The organism is Corallincola luteus (genome assembly GCF_004336975.1).
In the GTDB taxonomy this organism is placed as follows: Bacteria; Pseudomonadota; Gammaproteobacteria; order Enterobacterales; family Neiellaceae; genus Corallincola; species Corallincola holothuriorum.
Genome location: NZ_SJXE01000001.1, coordinates 377,911 through 393,835, shown reverse-complemented (window position 1 = coordinate 393,835; position 15,925 = coordinate 377,911). Strand labels below are relative to the sequence as shown.

Annotated in this window: 15 protein-coding genes; 5 read left to right on the top strand and 10 right to left on the bottom strand. The window is 49.8% G+C overall.

The window, feature by feature from the left end:
* Window positions 1-439: 439 nt before the first annotated feature.
* Entirely contained in the window at window positions 440-3,703 is a 3,264-nt protein-coding gene (locus tag EZV61_RS01775; protein ID WP_165569501.1) for an alpha-amylase family glycosyl hydrolase, read from the bottom strand.
* Window positions 3,704-3,875: 172 nt separating this feature from the next.
* The gene (locus tag EZV61_RS01770) at window positions 3,876-5,429 is read right to left on the bottom strand and encodes a helix-turn-helix transcriptional regulator (protein ID WP_114336999.1); all 1,554 of its coding nucleotides are present in this window, start codon (window positions 5,427-5,429) and stop codon (window positions 3,876-3,878) included.
* Window positions 5,430-5,542: 113 nt separating this feature from the next.
* Between EZV61_RS01770 and EZV61_RS01765 the strand changes: the two genes are divergently transcribed.
* Window positions 5,543-6,112, top strand: coding sequence for a DUF1287 domain-containing protein (locus EZV61_RS01765; RefSeq protein WP_114336998.1), 570 nt, complete (start codon window positions 5,543-5,545; stop codon window positions 6,110-6,112).
* Window positions 6,113-6,227: 115 nt separating this feature from the next.
* Window positions 6,228-6,788 (top strand): porin family protein, encoded by a 561-nt coding sequence (locus EZV61_RS01760; protein ID WP_131414127.1) that lies wholly within the window; start codon window positions 6,228-6,230, stop codon window positions 6,786-6,788.
* 69 nt (window positions 6,789-6,857) lie between these two features.
* Here EZV61_RS01760 and EZV61_RS01755 read toward each other — a convergent pair whose 3' ends face one another.
* Window positions 6,858-7,544 carry a penicillin-insensitive murein endopeptidase gene (locus EZV61_RS01755; protein WP_240695134.1) on the bottom strand — a complete coding sequence of 229 codons (687 nt, stop codon included), beginning with the start codon at window positions 7,542-7,544 and terminating at the stop codon, window positions 6,858-6,860.
* Window positions 7,545-7,625: 81 nt separating this feature from the next.
* The gene (locus EZV61_RS01750) at window positions 7,626-7,982 is read right to left on the bottom strand and encodes a DsrE/DsrF/TusD sulfur relay family protein (protein ID WP_131414125.1); all 357 of its coding nucleotides are present in this window, start codon (window positions 7,980-7,982) and stop codon (window positions 7,626-7,628) included.
* 191 nt (window positions 7,983-8,173) lie between these two features.
* Between EZV61_RS01750 and EZV61_RS01745 the strand changes: the two genes are divergently transcribed.
* Window positions 8,174-9,055 (top strand): LysR family transcriptional regulator, encoded by an 882-nt coding sequence (locus EZV61_RS01745; RefSeq protein ID WP_131414124.1) that lies wholly within the window; start codon window positions 8,174-8,176, stop codon window positions 9,053-9,055.
* Between the two features lie 300 nt (window positions 9,056-9,355).
* Entirely contained in the window at window positions 9,356-9,949 is a 594-nt protein-coding gene (locus EZV61_RS01740) for a hypothetical protein (protein ID WP_131414123.1), read from the top strand.
* Window positions 9,950-10,032: 83 nt separating this feature from the next.
* Here the strand turns inward: EZV61_RS01740 and EZV61_RS01735 are convergent, their stop codons facing one another.
* Complete coding sequence (locus tag EZV61_RS01735; protein WP_131414122.1) at window positions 10,033-11,094, bottom strand: MntP/YtaF family protein; 1,062 nt, start codon at window positions 11,092-11,094, stop codon at window positions 10,033-10,035.
* Between the two features lie 198 nt (window positions 11,095-11,292).
* Here EZV61_RS01735 and EZV61_RS01730 point away from each other — a divergent pair, with 198 nt between their 5' ends.
* Window positions 11,293-12,390, top strand: coding sequence for an alkene reductase (locus EZV61_RS01730; protein ID WP_131414121.1), 1,098 nt, complete (start codon window positions 11,293-11,295; stop codon window positions 12,388-12,390).
* Window positions 12,391-12,438: 48 nt separating this feature from the next.
* On the opposite strand, the gene EZV61_RS01725 is transcribed toward EZV61_RS01730, so the two are convergent.
* The 5 genes from EZV61_RS01725 to EZV61_RS01705 all read right to left on the bottom strand — a co-directional run bounded on the left by EZV61_RS01725 (window position 12,439) and on the right by EZV61_RS01705 (window position 15,651).
* A complete protein-coding gene (locus EZV61_RS01725; protein ID WP_131414120.1) occupies window positions 12,439-13,017 on the bottom strand; it encodes a cysteine hydrolase family protein in 579 nt (192 codons plus the stop codon).
* 50 nt (window positions 13,018-13,067) lie between these two features.
* Window positions 13,068-13,448: a VOC family protein gene (locus tag EZV61_RS01720; RefSeq protein ID WP_131414119.1), complete on the bottom strand. Its 381-nt coding sequence runs from the start codon at window positions 13,446-13,448 to the stop codon at window positions 13,068-13,070.
* A gap of 39 nt (window positions 13,449-13,487) precedes the next feature.
* Window positions 13,488-14,027: a DUF4377 domain-containing protein gene (locus EZV61_RS01715; protein WP_165569500.1), complete on the bottom strand. Its 540-nt coding sequence runs from the start codon at window positions 14,025-14,027 to the stop codon at window positions 13,488-13,490.
* Window positions 14,028-14,104: 77 nt separating this feature from the next.
* Window positions 14,105-14,650, bottom strand: a complete 546-nt coding sequence (locus EZV61_RS01710) for a VF530 family protein (protein ID WP_131414117.1) — start codon at window positions 14,648-14,650, stop codon at window positions 14,105-14,107.
* A gap of 299 nt (window positions 14,651-14,949) precedes the next feature.
* Window positions 14,950-15,651: a TIGR02117 family protein gene (locus tag EZV61_RS01705; RefSeq protein ID WP_165569499.1), complete on the bottom strand. Its 702-nt coding sequence runs from the start codon at window positions 15,649-15,651 to the stop codon at window positions 14,950-14,952.
* Between the last annotated feature and the right edge of the window lie 274 nt (window positions 15,652-15,925).

Sequence of the window (15,925 nt, the reverse complement as noted above, 5' to 3'; positions counted from 1 at the left end):
TCAAGATACCCCTCACCCAACCCTCTCCCCTTGGAGAGGGCTTTTTAAAAGCGTTAGAGCTTGAACCTAATGACCACCAGGGATGGCGGGAAATGTCGGAAACGGGTGGCGCAATTCTCGACCCTACGCCCTGCACACAGCGTGCCCCGCGCAGCGTTTTGGGTATCGCCGCTCTTGTGCATTAGCACACCCCACGAAGTGTATTGGGTGCCATGCACCCGCGGCAAAGCTCACTCCGCGTAGCGTAGTGGGTGTACGACCGTCAGGGATGGCGGGAATGTCGAAAATGCAGGAAGCAATTTTCGACCGTACATCCTGTACACAGCGTGCCCCGCGCAGCGTTTTGGGTATAATAAAGGTCTGCATTCTTGCTATGAAAGAATGCAGACCTTGAAGGTTGCCGACGACTGTCGGCGTCTAGCCACTTAAAAACGGATCCTTAGGGTAAGGTGATCAGCACCTCATCCTGTACTTTGGGATCACTCGGCTCTCCCCCGCCATATTCCCATTGACTGCCGTCAACGGAGATAGCGCGATAGCCATCGGATAAGCCATCGATATCCCAAGTGGTGACATAAATCTTCACCCCTGCAAGGCTCAGCGGGTTGCCAAGCAACTGACTGCTGAACTGGAAGGTAACAGTGCCCGCATCTAGGTCGGTAACAACCGCTGGCGCAGGCGTCACCGGATCGCCCCACTCATCAGCGCTAGCACCATTGGCACTGTACGCCGCATTGTTCCAGCCATAAGTACGGGTCATCACTTGCCATTGCATATCTGCCGGCACGCTGCCATTCATCTTCGGCATCACAGTGGCGCCCTCACCTTCACCTAAATCGATAAAGATAGTGAAACCCACATGATCAAAGCCGTTGCTTGGATTCCAGGTGTCAGTCACTTCAGCCATCTTCAAAGTTAGGCTGATATTGCTACCATTGGCAGTGGCACTGGCTTGCAAGATATCTTGTTGCGAGCCAAAACTTTCATCCAGCGGATAAGCGTAGGCCTCGTCATTGGCGGCGTCATCAACACGCACACCAGCAAACGGCACTGTGATAGGAGTAATGTCATCCATGATTTTCGCCTCTGTCGTGTCACCACCACTATATTCCCACTGACCACCGTCAGCGCTCAGGGCCCGCGGCGCATCTGATAAACCATCGATATCCCAGGTCGACGCATAGACTTTAGTGTCAGTCCAATCAGAGACCCCCAGTGCCTGGCCATCATAATTAAAGGTGATAGTCCGGGCATCGGCATCCACTTCCACGGTTGGCGCAAAACCTAAATTCTCACCGCGGGTATCGGCATCGGCACCCGTGGTGGAGTACATCAGGTTGTTCCAACCAAAGACGCGATGAGCAAGGTTCCAATCGAAGTCTGTCGGTGTCGCCGAATTCAGCTCCGGCAATACGGTCAAGCCCTCTTCGCCCGGCAGATCGAAGAACAGATGCAAGGACGCATGATCAAATCCGTTGGTCGGATTCCAAGTTTGGGTAATTTCGCGCATGGTCAGAGTTACCGCCAGATTGCTGCCGGAAGCGAGCAACTTGACGCTCTCAATGTCTTGTTGGCGGCTAAAACTGGCATCCTGTGGATAGCCATAGTTACCACTCGGTCCATTATCATCATCCAGCACATCATCTTGGGTGATTTCAACACCGGTCGGAGCGACATCAGCAGTGAAGCTCAACTGACTGCTGGCCACATTAAGAGCAACCGCAAACACTTCAACGCTGTGCTGACTCTCTCCGGCGGCAAAGCTCTCCACTGGCAATACCGTTTGCCAACCACCCTCGCTGTCCGCAGTAAAGCTGATAGCGGCGGTGAGGTTGCCATCTATCACCAGCTGCAACGGCGCAAAAGCTTCCGTTACTGAGCCCGTCAACAGGATGTTTTCACTCAGCGTTTGCCCCTGAATATCCTCATTAATCAGGATCTGTTCATCACCGGCATCAATATCACCGGTTTCTGGCGATTGCATCAGGACTAATGTTGCTCGGGGGGCCAACGGCATGGTCAGCTTGCCCTCAAAGCCGACGGTGACATCTTCACTGTATTCTTCGCCCATCAGCAGGGTCAGCACAGTACCGTTAGGCAAGCCGGTGTCTAAACCATTAAGCAGGGTCTCATTGTCTGCGGAGTTAAAGATGACAAATGCATTGTTGCCTTCGTAGCTCCGCTGGAACGCCAAAACGCCAGGAGCGGCAATGTTGTCTGCCAACAGGGTCATATCACCACGGGTAAAAATTGGATTGCTGGTACGGATCTGCGACAGTTCGGCGATAAAGGTAAACATCTCCGATTCGGTATTGAACTGATCTTCTTCACTGAGATAACCACCAGCAAACATCGCCTGGCGCGGCTCAGTCAAAGCCTGCTCTGTACCTTGCCAAATCACCGGTATACCGGGGATAGTCAGGATCGTCGTTAACGCCTGCTTCAAGCCAGGTAACGATCCTTTCGAGAGAAAACGCGCCACATCATGGTTGTCAACGAAGTTCGGCACGATCCACGGGTTCTGGTACTGACTCATATGTTGCTGCAAGCGATAGCTTAGATATTGGCTAGGCTGACCTTCAGCAAAAACTCGACTAAGTTCAGAGTAAAGCGGGAAACCAATGAGTGATTTGAACTCTGGCTTATCAGGCGTGCCTTCATAACTTGCAAGCTTCTGCTCGCCATTGTTCATCAATGGATCAGAGGCTTCAAACACTTCACCGAAGTAGAGAAAATCACTACGCCCGGTCGCCATTGCAGCCGCTTCAATGCCGTCGGCATCATGAAAGAACTTGTTCCAGAAATCATGATCAACAAACTTGGCAGTATCGACGCGGAATGCATCAACGCCCACTTCAGAGATCCAGTAGTTGTAACTCTGTTTGAGCGCAGCCAGGACGACAGGATTTTCGGTGTTTAAGTCATCCAGACCGGACAGTTGGTAACCCAACTCCTGAGCGGGATCCTGATAGTCATTAATATCCGGTGTCCAGTGGTAAATGTCCGCAGCCACATGATCGGCATTGTTACGATCATTCTGGTCAAAAGGGGCTTGAATCGGCGCAGTCACCGGCACATTGTCCGGAATAATAAGAAAGTTCTCCGCCGTATCGTCAGGATTGTAAGCACCGTCATAACGGAAGAAGTTACCGGTATGGTTCGCCACGATATCCTGGATCAAATACATGCCATTTTCATGCAGCGCATGGGAGAGGTTTTTATAGTGTTCGAGATCACCGTAATGCTCATCGACAGCCATAAAGTCCCGCGCCCAATAGCCGTGATAACCGGAGAACTGATTGAACGGGTCCCACCACTGGTTGGCAACTGGCGGAGTGATCCAGATAGAGGTCATGCCTAGGGCTTGAACATAATCCAGTTGCGCCTGGATCCCCTCCAGATCGCCCCCACTATAGTGACTTTCCAGCGCCGGATTATAATAGCCAGCCTGATCGTTATTTGTACTATCACCGTCATTGAAGCGGTCAATCATCAAAAAATAGATAATCTGATCACGCCAGTCAGGTGAAGCCACATGCAGATTACGCCCTTCTACACATTCACTTTCGTCAGCGTTAGCCACCATAGGCCAATCACATACCAGCGGCGTATCATCATCGTCGTCGGAACAACCAGACAGCAGAACTGCCGACACGGAAAGTGCAATCAAACTGGGCTTCAACCAGCGTCTATTGATAATCATTATGCTCATCCTAGCAAAGTTATTGATAGACTCCTTGTCCGTACCGGCCGACTAGCGCACAAGGAAGTATTTATTAGCAGGATGGAGAGTAAAGCAAATATGGGTCAAAACGTTGTCATATTGCGACAAAGCTGCTGTCTTTTTGCGCAACATGAAATCGTGCGTGATGAAGTTAACAATTTCGTGGACGGTAGCCCTCGCCAGCATTGTCATCCACCTCAACCCCCAACTGGCTATGGTGTTCAAAGCGCACCCAAGGTGCCGCCCCCGTTGGCAGTGATAGGGTAAATTGCCAGCCAATCGCATCCGATGCCTCAAGGGGAAAGGTATCTGCACGCTGGGTATGACCGCTGATCCAATCATGACTACTGACCACAAGATGCAATTCATCGTCACCATAGCGTGGCGTTAATGCCCGTCCGGTTAATAGCTGCTGACCATCGGCCAAAGTAAACAGCTCCAACGACAATACTGCCAGTTCATGGTCACCCAGCAGGTACCGCTGAGTGGCGCTCACGGTGTAACCACTGCCATCGTTATCATCGATATAAAGCCGGTTACCAGAGCGAAACTGCAAGCGAAACCGCAGCGGGTCAAATACCGAAATATTCACACTGCTCCAAAGCTCTCGCCCTGGTCCTAGCCAACGCTCAAAACTGGCTGGATAACCACGCCAGATGCCATCAAGATCTTCACACATCACCGAGACATCTTTAGTGAAGGTGATATTACGTACCTCCATCCACACCCGCGCCCCCCGACGACTATTACGCCAGTCGGTCTGCAACAGGTTTTCCGCATAGAGAAAACGGATCGGCAGATGATCTGGCGCCACCTGATGCTGCTTGACCTGTTGGCGATAATCACTGGGCGAACAGCCTTCAAACTGGCGAAACGCACGAATAAAGTTACTCGGCTCGGAGAAACCTAACTCCAGTGCCAGCCGCCGTACCGAGATGTTGGTATCGGCTAGCTTGGCTCGCGCTTGGCTTTGCCGTACCTCAGTCAACAAGCTGCTATAAGAGACCCCCGCCAGCTTAAGCTGGCGCTGTAAACTACGCCCGGAGATCCCCAACTCGCTAGCCAAACTATCCACCTGCAATACGCTAGGTAATGCTCGAGACATCAGGCGCTTACAGCGCTCAACCAAGTTGAGCGAAGGGCCCGGATCTTTCAGTAATTGGCGACGGTAGTAATCCAGTAGGTTAGGTACGCGAGGCAGCACATCGGGGTACGCTTGCAGTTTTAATTGATGGCAGATAACCAACTGATTGTGAACGCCCCGTTCACAGCGAGTGATCCCCAAACCTTGCGCCTCCTGCCAACAGTTTCTCAAGACCCAATCCCAGTGCCAAGGATGTTGCTCAGACGATGGAAGGGTGGCAGCGAAGCGCTGCAGTCGCAGATCGACTGCCCGCAACATATGCAGTAACCACAGCGGTAAAGGACTATCACTTTCCAGCCGCATCACCATACCGCTACCATGGGGGCGAATAGAGATAATGATGCCACTGGCTAGCAGGGTAAACAGACGAGCCCAAGAGTGCAGTCCATGCTCAAGATCTTTCCAGGCCAGCAGCTGGTAGTCAGCATGTTGCAGCAAGTTATCCAGCGTGTAGCGCCCATGAGTCAGCTCCATCGAGCGCATCGGCAGATGTTGAAAAGCCAACCCTAACTGCTGCTCAACCTCACGCTCTAATCTGTCGTTTTGCTGTTCCCCGCCCACCGTTTTCTCCCGGCCTGTTAACTAAAACTTATTGATTGTTAAGGCAGTTCCTTTGCAGTTGCTAACAGAGGCTTTATAGTGGAAAAGCGATCCCACGGACAGGAACTTAACTCATGATTGTGACCTCGCTACTGCTGGCCAGTCTGATTTCGCCACAACATGCGGCGACACCACAACTCGCTTTGGTGTATGCGGCGCTGGAACGCACGCAACATCAAGTACGCTACGATGGCAGCTATATCGCCATCGACTACCCCAACGGCGATGTACCAGACAACATTGGCGTGTGTACGGATGTGGTGATACGCGCCTATCGGGCGCTGGATATCGACCTACAACAGCGGGTTCATGAAGATATGCAGGCAGAGTTCTCTGCGTATCCATCGAAACGGATCTGGGGGCTGAACAAACCGGACAGTAATATCGACCATCGACGGGTGCCCAATCTACAAACCTTTTTCAGCCGTCACGGCGAAGTTCTGAGCGTCACAGCCGATGCTGGCGATTATAACACCGGCGATCTGGTCACCTGGATGCTGCCCGGCAACCTGCCCCATATTGGTATCGTCAGTGATCAGCGCAGCGCCAACGGCCACCCTCTCATCATCCACAACATCGGCCGCGGCCCCGAAGTTGAAGATATGTTGTTTGACTACCCTATCAGTGGCCATTATCGCTATTAAACTGCGGTACAAGACAATATTATTTATTATCATTGCGTTATAGCTTTTCAATGAAAGCTAATTTAACTTCAATAGTCGGCATCAAAATAGATCACGTTTACTCAAGGAGTGAGAAATGAAAACCATCCTGTTTATCGCAATAGCCCTGTTACTGCCATTCACCGCCGTTGCAGAAGTCGATCTGTCCGTCGGCGTGCAATATATTCACAGTGAAATTGATGATAACGGCCTTTTCGACATAAGTGGCACAAAAGCCGAATTTGAAGATGATACAGACAATGGCTTCGGCTTGAACCTGCGCGCGAGTTGGAGTCCTTGGCTGGGGGTGAAAGCTGGCTACATGGATCACGGCAGCTTTGTTGCAGAAAGCAGTGATGATGAAAAAGCCACGCTCGACGTTAAGTCATACTATCTGGCCTGGGCACCACAAGTTGAAGTGACAGAGTCATGGGATGTTCAGTTGGGACTTGGCTATACCTATTTTGATGCCGACAGCTCATCGAATATCGATGATTGGTACGATGGCGATGATAGATGGGGATTTTACTTATCGCTGGGCACTGAATATCAAATTAACCAACATCTGGGGATCTTTGCTGAAGCAGGCTACTCGGGGTGGGGCATTGCCGATATTGAGACCAACTGGTTCGGTGCCGGCGTCAGTTATCATTGGTAACCGCAGAAAATCGAACAGCTACGATGCTTAGAATTATTAGCCAAAACTAAACAATCAAATCCGCATCGCTTAATCAAGCTTCAAAGGCTCGCAAGGAATATCAAAATCAACATGGTAGTGCTCATCATGCCTGACCCATGAACGTTTCTTGGAAAATTCAATATGGTTTGATAAATAGGCGCCGTAGGAAGTCTGGAATAGATGAGGTTGCAGTTCGGGAGCAAAAATGACGCGCCACAACCCATATCCAAGTGCGTTTGCTGCTTTATCTAAAGCCACGATATGTGCCGCCAGAGCCTCATAATCGATAACCATACCGTCATAGACTCCCAGCTGGTCGAACTCGATATTGTAGCCAAATTTATTAAATAGATTGGTTGGTAGATGCACCGAACGTCCTTCGCTATCTCGCACCGGTGTCATAAAGTCTACCGAGAGGCCGTTCATATGGGTCTTATGTGGTCGAAAGCGTCCCCCCGATGCAAAACCTGTCTCAGCATATTTGTAAACCTTACTTGGTTGCTCTGTCTCCAACATACGATAAGCAGCAACGACAATATCCCGAACCGCAGAATGAACGTAGCTCCGCCCTGCCAGCCTCGCAATGTTGCTATAAGTAACATAGTTACTTCCTTCAGCCGGAAGTTCCACACCGTTTTCTAGATAGCCATTTGCAGTGGTACCGAAGCAAACGCTCTCAGCTCCCTGCGCAGCAGAAGCGCTCAGGCAACTAACCAAGAGTAACAATCTAAGCATTCCATGCTCCATAAATAAGCAAGACTGAATCGTCTAATCTTCCCCCAAATTAACAGTGTCAGCGAGCAAGGCAACAGTCATTTAGAAGGTCAGTACTTTATCGGCTTGCATTGTCCATTGAGATAGCTCAATCAAGGTGCCGATAGCGACCCCTTCGATCAATGGCAACTCGCTAATACCACGGGCATCGGTGCAGGTTTTGCACAGTTTCACCTCTACATCTTGCTGCACCAGGATCTCCAACATCTGTTGTATATCATAACCTTCTGCCGGTTGCTGTTTGGGCAAAGCCGCGGTCACCGCATCAGACATCATGAACAGACGAACCATCACATCTTCATCGAACTGCTCTTTTAGATTCAATGCCAAACGCAACGCGTTAAAACACTTTTCCGATCCGTAAGGTGCATCATTAAGGATAAACAGTAGATTTTGCATACTCGTCCCTGTAATTCGATTTGCTAGTCAGAATTAAACGTCAGCGCTACCGCTCCGGTCAATGAGAGTAGAGATCTCAGATCAACTGTTCGCAGAATATTGTTATGGCAGCAACATTGACCTGCTTCGCATCGCGATTACACTATTTCACCAAATACTCCTTTTCCAAATTTATTTTTGCAGGTATTGCAATGAAAGCGCGCTCCGATGATCTACAACTGCTGCTTAGTGTGGTTGATTGCGGTGGTTTCTCTGCTGCTGCAGAAGCTCTGGATCTGCAGGTTGCCAAAGTCTCCCGAGCGATCAGCCGGCTGGAAAAGCAGCTAAACGTGACGTTACTCAATCGCACCACCCGTCGTGTCGAACTCACGGAGGAGGGGCGACGCTATATCGCGATTGTGCGCAAAGGGTTGGAGCAACTGCAGATGGCTGAAGAGGAGTTGGTCACCGGCGAACAAACCCCGAAAGGTAAACTGCGGGTAGACGCTGCCAGTCCGTTTACCCTTCATCAACTGGTGCCTTTAGTTAGCGCCTTTAGCCTCGCCTATCCGGAGATTGAACTGGAACTGACCTGCCATGAGGGCTACATCGATCTGTTAGAAAATCGCACTGACTTAGCGATCCGCGTAGGTAAATTGAAAGATTCAAGCCTCCATGCCCGACACTTAGGTGACAGCCCTCTGTTTATCGTTGCTTCACCAGACTACCTTGCCAGCCATGGCACACCCAAAACCATTGCCGAGCTGAGCGAACACCAAACTCTCGGCTTTGTTGCACCTAAAGTGCTGAACCACTGGCCACTAGGAGTTGGCGTCGATATCTCGCCAAGCATTACTGCAAGCAATGGCGAGATCGTCCGGCAACTGGTGTTAGCCAGCAACGGTATAGCCTGCCTGTCACGATTTATGGTGGGGGAAGATATTGCCGCGGGGCGACTAGTGTCTCTGCTGGAGAATGAACGGATCAAGGATCACAACCGTGAGCCTATTAACGCCGTGTTTTACAAGACGTCAGCCGTGTCGAGACGGATCTCAGTATTTCTCGATTATATTCAGCCTAGATTGACTTTATAACTCAATCACTCAGAGCTATGAATTTTGTATAAAACAGGGCATAAAACCAAGAACCAGCCCTCTCCCAAAGAAAGTGAGCAATTTTTAGTCAAACTTGTTTTTTATCAATAAATTACCAAATCACAAATGTCAGTTATATTTACAAAAAATCAAAACACTCCCACCTCTGCTTTTATATCCCTTTGTAAAGAATAGAAAAAAATAAATCGGCTTGTTTTTTGCACTATTAGCAACCAACTTTTTGCATAACAAAATGCAAAGCATTAAAACTCCAAAATAGAACATAAGGATTTGATAAAGATGAAGAAGTACTTTGTAGCACCAGCCCTTTTGTTGGCATCACTTAGCTGCCAAGCGGAGCTTATCGGCTTTGAAGATGGTTTATCACCATTGTTTACCTACTCAGATGTAACCTACTCATCTGACTACTATGGTTACGCTGGCGAAGATGATACCGGCTATAACTCAGTGATCGATTTCACCGAGAGTAAAGCCCATGTTTACAATGGCTACGAAGCCTCGCCGTCTGATTTTATCTGGTCCGATGTAGATGGCAGCTTTGATTTAGGTTCGTTTGTCATTGCTGGCGCTTGGGGCAACCAAACTCTGACCATCGAAGGTTTCAATGATGGAGCGCTACTCTATTCTGAGCTTTTGGATGTTACCATTGAAGCGTTTGAAGCGATCTTTAACTGGAGCGGTATCGATCAGTTCCGAATCAACATCGACCCTAATGGTTATGTACATACTGCAGAAGCATCTGGCAGTGGCCAGCATTGGGCACTGGACAACATCAAGGTAAATGAGTTCGTTTCTAAAGATGTACCAGCGCCAGCAGCCATTTTTCTGGCCATGCTAGCAGGTATCGGATTGCTGTCAGCTCGTCGCCGCTAGGCTAACCAGCGCCAACAGCAAAAAAGGCACCGTTAAGGTGCCTTTTTTAATTAGCCATCAGCAGTCATCCTATAAGACTCAAGCTACTTCAGCTCAATCTTAATAGTCACAGGACCAATAATACTTAAGTCGACCTTCTGCCCCTCCATCACAGCAGAGGTTTCCAGCTTCATGGTGCCGGAAAATTCAACCATCAGATCAACATAGCGAGACAGAGAACGAAATACCCGCCCCTCTCCGCCAAAACTTAACTGCACCTCATTGCCGTCGGCATCGAGCGTCGTGCCCGTCATCTCCAGTCGCTGCAGCGCAATCAGAGCAGCTTGTTCATTTTGATAATCCACCACATCCAAAAACTTCATCGTGGCACTGCCGTTAGCAGAGAGATAGCTACCGAATCCCATTAACTCTGCCAGTTCTCCGCCCGCAAATTGCCAACTGTCACCAATAGATAGCAACCCCTCAGGATAACTGCCAAATCCATCGGTATAGGGCAGCGCTAACTCTTTACTTTGCGCTTCATTCGGCTCCGCACCCAGCAGCTGCTTATGCCATCGCCCCTGTTTATATTGGATTAATAGGCTGTGACCATGAAACACGCCGTACTCTGTTGTTATTTCCTGCTCTTCGCCCAAAGAGATCTCTGTTTCCACCATATCTTTTTCGACGCTGAGCTTTAGCACCGTAGGCCGCCCTTTCTCTTCGGCCAATACCTCCAACTGTGCGATCTCAACCGATTTTATCGTTGCCAAACCATTCAGATATTGGCCATCCACATGCAACTTCAGCTGGCCATCGGCAAGGTGCACACGGGTCTCTGTTGGGATCAGCAGCCCCTCTTCAACACGATCGGCACGTAGGCGGTACTTTTCTCCCGCCGTCGTCGGGCGTACTGACGATGGCTCACCGTGCTCAGTTTTGTCCGCAGCTGCCGTTAACGGCTCAGGTCTATCGGCAAAATAAAGCCCAATACCACAGATTAGTAATACGCCGCCCAATCCACCTGCCACCGCACGTTTCACCTTTATCGCCGACAGGTGCGCGCCGAGTTGGCCACCAACACTAATAAACAGAAAGATGATCCCCGCCACCACGAGGATGGTGGGGAGCGGTGTTGAAGAGAGAGAGGCGAGTATTTCTGCCATCGTGCAGCTCCTTTGCCAAATCAGATCGATATCACTATTTATTTGAAGTTAGCGGAGTTTTTCACTTGTTCAACTTTTGCCACACGTTAGCCAGAAAGTTTATTGCTGTAATGGCAAAAATTAGTTGTGACTATCGCCCTTAATCAACAGAAATTAGTCTCTACACTGTCAGCTTCCTATTCCGCTGGAGTGACGCCGATGACCACCGCCCTTTTTAACGCTATTTCGCTGGGAAAACACAACCTCAGCAATCGCATAGTGATGCCGCCAATGACTCGCTCTCGCGCATCCCAACCCGGTGACGTCGCCAATGATTTAATGGCGCAGTACTACGGCCAGCGCGCCACGGCTGGACTGATTATAAGTGAGGGTACCCAGGTATCGGAAATGGGCAAAGGCTATGCCTGGACTCCCGGTATTTATAGCCAGGAACAGATCGCCGGTTGGCACAAGGTCACCGATGCCGTGCATCAGGTCAACGGGGTTATCTTTGCCCAATTGTGGCATGTAGGCCGTGTCACCCATCCAGATAATATCGGCGGACAACAGCCGATCTCATCATCGGCAATGAAAGCGGAAAACGTGAAAGTGTTTATCGACAATGGTACCGATGAACCAGGCTTTGTTGATGTCGTTGAACCCCGAGCAATGAGTATCGATGAGATCCAACAGGTTATCGCTCAGTTCAAACAAGCAGCACTGAACGCAATAGCTGCGGGCTTCGATGGCATTGAGTTGCATGCAGCCAATGGTTATTTGATCAATCAATTTATCGATTCTGAATCTAACCAACGCAGCGACCAATATGGTGGCAGTTTGGAGAATCGCCTACGCTTCCTCGACGAAGTGGTCGCGGCGATGGTGGATGCCATTGGCGCCGACAAGGTCGGTGTGCGACTGGCACCGTTGACGACACTCAATGGCACCGTTGACGCTGATCCAGAACAGACTTACACGGCGGCAGCCAAGCTATTGAACGAACATGGCATCGTCTATCTGCACATTGCAGAAGCCGATTGGGAGGATGCACCAGAGATGTCATCCGGCTTCAAACAAGCACTACGCGATGCCTTTAGCGGCGTACTTATCTATGCCGGCAAATACTCACCGGAGCGGGCAGAGGATGCGATAGAGAATGGCCTTGCCGATATGATTGCTTTTGGTCGACCGTTTGTCGCCAACCCTGACCTGCCAAACCGCATTAGGCTTGGTCAACCATGGAATAACCACAACCCCGACACCCTGTTTGGTGGCGGTGCCAAAGGGCTCACGGACTATCCCAGATTTAGCAACTAAGTTGGACTGAACGTAAGGCGCTACGCTCCTATCTGTAGCGCCTTACGTTCAATCGCCTATCCGATTCGATGAACATGAGACAGAGGAGGCGGGCTTGACTAACGCTATGGCATCTAAGGTTGGTAACACATCAATGGCAGAGCCAGCGGTAATCAAATGAGCCCAATTCCAGTTAAAGTGGCTGATCAAGATCTCAGCGGTCACCGATGGTCGATCGGCTGTGGTATGCGCGTCCGCAGGAACAACAACATCAAGCCGTTGAGCAATAGCCCCTTTGATCGTGGAATCGACACAGAAGTCTGTCGCACAACCAGTGATAAACAGGCGTGTTATTCCATAGTTGTTAAGTACCGACGCCAGTTCAGTTGCAATAAAAGCATCACAGCAGGTTTTCGCCACGACCAAATCCGACTCTTCGCGCGCTACCTCGCTAATAAACTGCCAACCTCGGCTGTGGCGCTTAAAATCGGCTGATGCGTCTTCATGCTGAATGTGAACCACCGGCAAACCACAATCGCGAAAGTGTTGGGTAAGTTGATTGATATGAAAGATCACATTTTGCACTTGATAACGCTCTACGCCATCGAAACAAGCGTTCTGCATATCCACAACCAATATCGCGTCCAACTTAACGCCCTCCTTGCTACTCAGTGATCACGAGCATCTACTAGCCGCAGTTAATCTCGTCTTTCCACCCGCCAAGGCGGATTTAGGCGATTTTCACCGGCCCAATACAGTTTGATTTTGTTGCCGGAGGGATCATGCAGGATCGCCTCACGCCAGAGATAACGCTGGTCGGTGGGCAGCTGTTCAAACTCAATCCCTTTGGCCTGCAACCTTGTCACCCACTCATCTAACGCTTCATGCTCAAAGTAGATAACAGCGCCACTGTTAAACTCTGCTGACTCCAAAGCCAATGAAAAAGTTGCGCCGCCCTGTGGGCACTCAAATCGAGCGTAGTGCGGCGTGTCGACAATCTGAGTAAAACTCAAAGTACGGTAAAACTGTGTCGCCTTATCCATATCAGACACAGGCAAGGTCACCTGATTTAAATTCATGGCTACACCTTCGCTGCTGACCTGCCTATGACGACAACCTTAATCCCAAGCAATCAATGCGATCTCACCAGCGCCGAGGTATTCGAAAGTAACATTCACCAAGCCACCACTATTGTTCATATCGACCAGTCCATCGCAATCCACATCGGTAGCGCACTCAAATGGCTGACCAAGAAAGTAATAAATATCATTGTCGACAGTAAAGGTGGACTCTAACAACTCCACCTCTTCATATGCATATTCAGTGGCTATTTCATCTTCAACACGACTCAACACCTCATCCAGCGAGTAACTGACATCAGAACCATCCTCGGCGGGCTCATCTAGCTTTGTTACCAAAACAGATAGCTCATAGGTATGGCCCCACACATGATTAAAGTCTTCAATCTCTTCGTAAAACAACTCTTCATCACCAAACTCCAACCGCACCAGACAGAGTCGCTGCGACTCGCCATAACAGGGGGATTGGTAGGAAGCGATAGTGATCTCTTCTCTGGTTGAGTCGAGCGAACTGCCACTGCCGCCACAAGCAACGACTAAAAAACTGAGAAATACGATGAATAACATCCGTATCGACATAAAAAAATCCCTTGGTTTAACCATAAGTTTAAGTGAGAGCCAAGCGTTCGTTCGCCCGGCTAAAGGTACTGAATTAACTATTTTTGCTTATTTTTCCAATTCGCCCAAGGATCGTATTTACCGTCGGCGGTTGTGCTTTCGTTCGCAGATGATCTGCCCTCAGTATCACGACCTCGGGAGTGTCGGGCATTCCCGCCACGCCCTTGGGCACGGCCTCTGCCACCACCGGCTCGGCTGCCTCGCTCCATGCGCCGCTCTTCGGCCCTTTTTGCTCGCCGTTCATGCATACGCTGGGCGTCCTCAAAGCTAAGAGCTTTCGGCTCTCTTGGTGTTTGTCCTTCTGGCACGATCCGCTCGCGCGGCGGCAAGGCAAACTGCTCATCCGATGCCCGAGGTAGATTCTTAAATTCATACAGATAAAAGGCTTCAACTTTGTGCCGCGCCCACTCTGTCTTCTTGAGAAATTTTTCGCAGGATTCAATGCTGGGATTAGTCTTAAAACAGTTGATGTTTAGGTAGGCATTGATGAGCTGAAAGCCATACTGGTCAACGATCTCCGTCAACAGGGTTTTTAAACCGACGCCATGGAGAGGGTTATTGGTGTAGTTGACGTTATCGCTCATGTTGGCTCTCGGAAAAAGTCGCTAATCTCGACATAATACATTCACCCGCCGAATAGGTCGCGTCTTCTGCTTATCTGATACGTTTTTTTTACGCCTCTCGCTTATTCGCTCAGTAATTCGCCCCCCAAAGAACAACTTCACGACCAACGCTTCATTCTATGATCCTTGGCCAGCTGACTTATCTCTGCCTTCACGCGCGTCACTCTTGCGCTGTAGATGGTAAAACAGGCAAAGCCAATCTGAAGATTATCCATCTTACCCCAGCCAAAACGCCAACCATCAGCGATTGTGACTTCGGCTCAAATGGCGCTCTTTACTGTTGTACTTTGCGACAAGCAACAAAGATATTCATCCAATGCGTCTTGCGTTTGCGATAACACGCTACTTGCGGTCAATGTCAGCGTCGTCCGGATCGGCACCCCCGCCTGATCAAGCATTCTCGCCACCCAGCTATTGCAGGTGTTAGTCATGTAGTAACTGCCTTCGCCGATATAAAACCAACTGCGGCCATAGAGGCCAGGGCGGGTTTTAGTTGGAGCTCCATGCTTATTTTTAGCAAAGCTGGCAGCGATACCATCCAGCAGATGCTCAATAGCCTGGTGCGAGAGTTTCAGTTCAATCACTTCACTCTGGGAAAAATAACTCGCTGGCTCGGTTGGCAACGACACCACATGCATCACGCTCTCGGTAGGCCAGAAAATGGCCTGCACAGTAAGGCCGGAAGTGATCTCCTCCGCCTGATAGAAACCTTTATCACCCCAGCCAAATTCAAAATAATTCGCATTGGGCAATTGTTGTTGCAGAAAGTCGAATTTAGCACCAAGCAGATGGCTAGGCACAACAATCCCGGTATGCCAACCATGGCCAACCACATAAATCGATGTGGGGATCTCATCATGTTCCGGCAGATAGCGCCACGAGTTAGCGGTACAACCACCAATAAACAGTGTGAGTAACAAAACGAGTTGCAGGCGTATACCTTCACCAAGATAAGACAACAACGGCCGCTCTCCTTGCACGCAGTTAAAAATTTCAGGCTCGACAGCCCGGCGATACTCAGTAGTAACGCAGCAAACCGCTAGATGGGGCTAATGAGTCACCTTTACTAAAGTACGCTATTGAACACAATCTTACGAAATTGAGCCGCCCAAAGGAGGATGGTAAGCGCAAAAGAGTTAGCCGATAGCTGGGGCGCAACGGCAATTACACGACGTTTACTCGGCATGAACAAGAGAGCGCAACACAGGAGTCATTGGCTTGGGGTGCCATACTCAT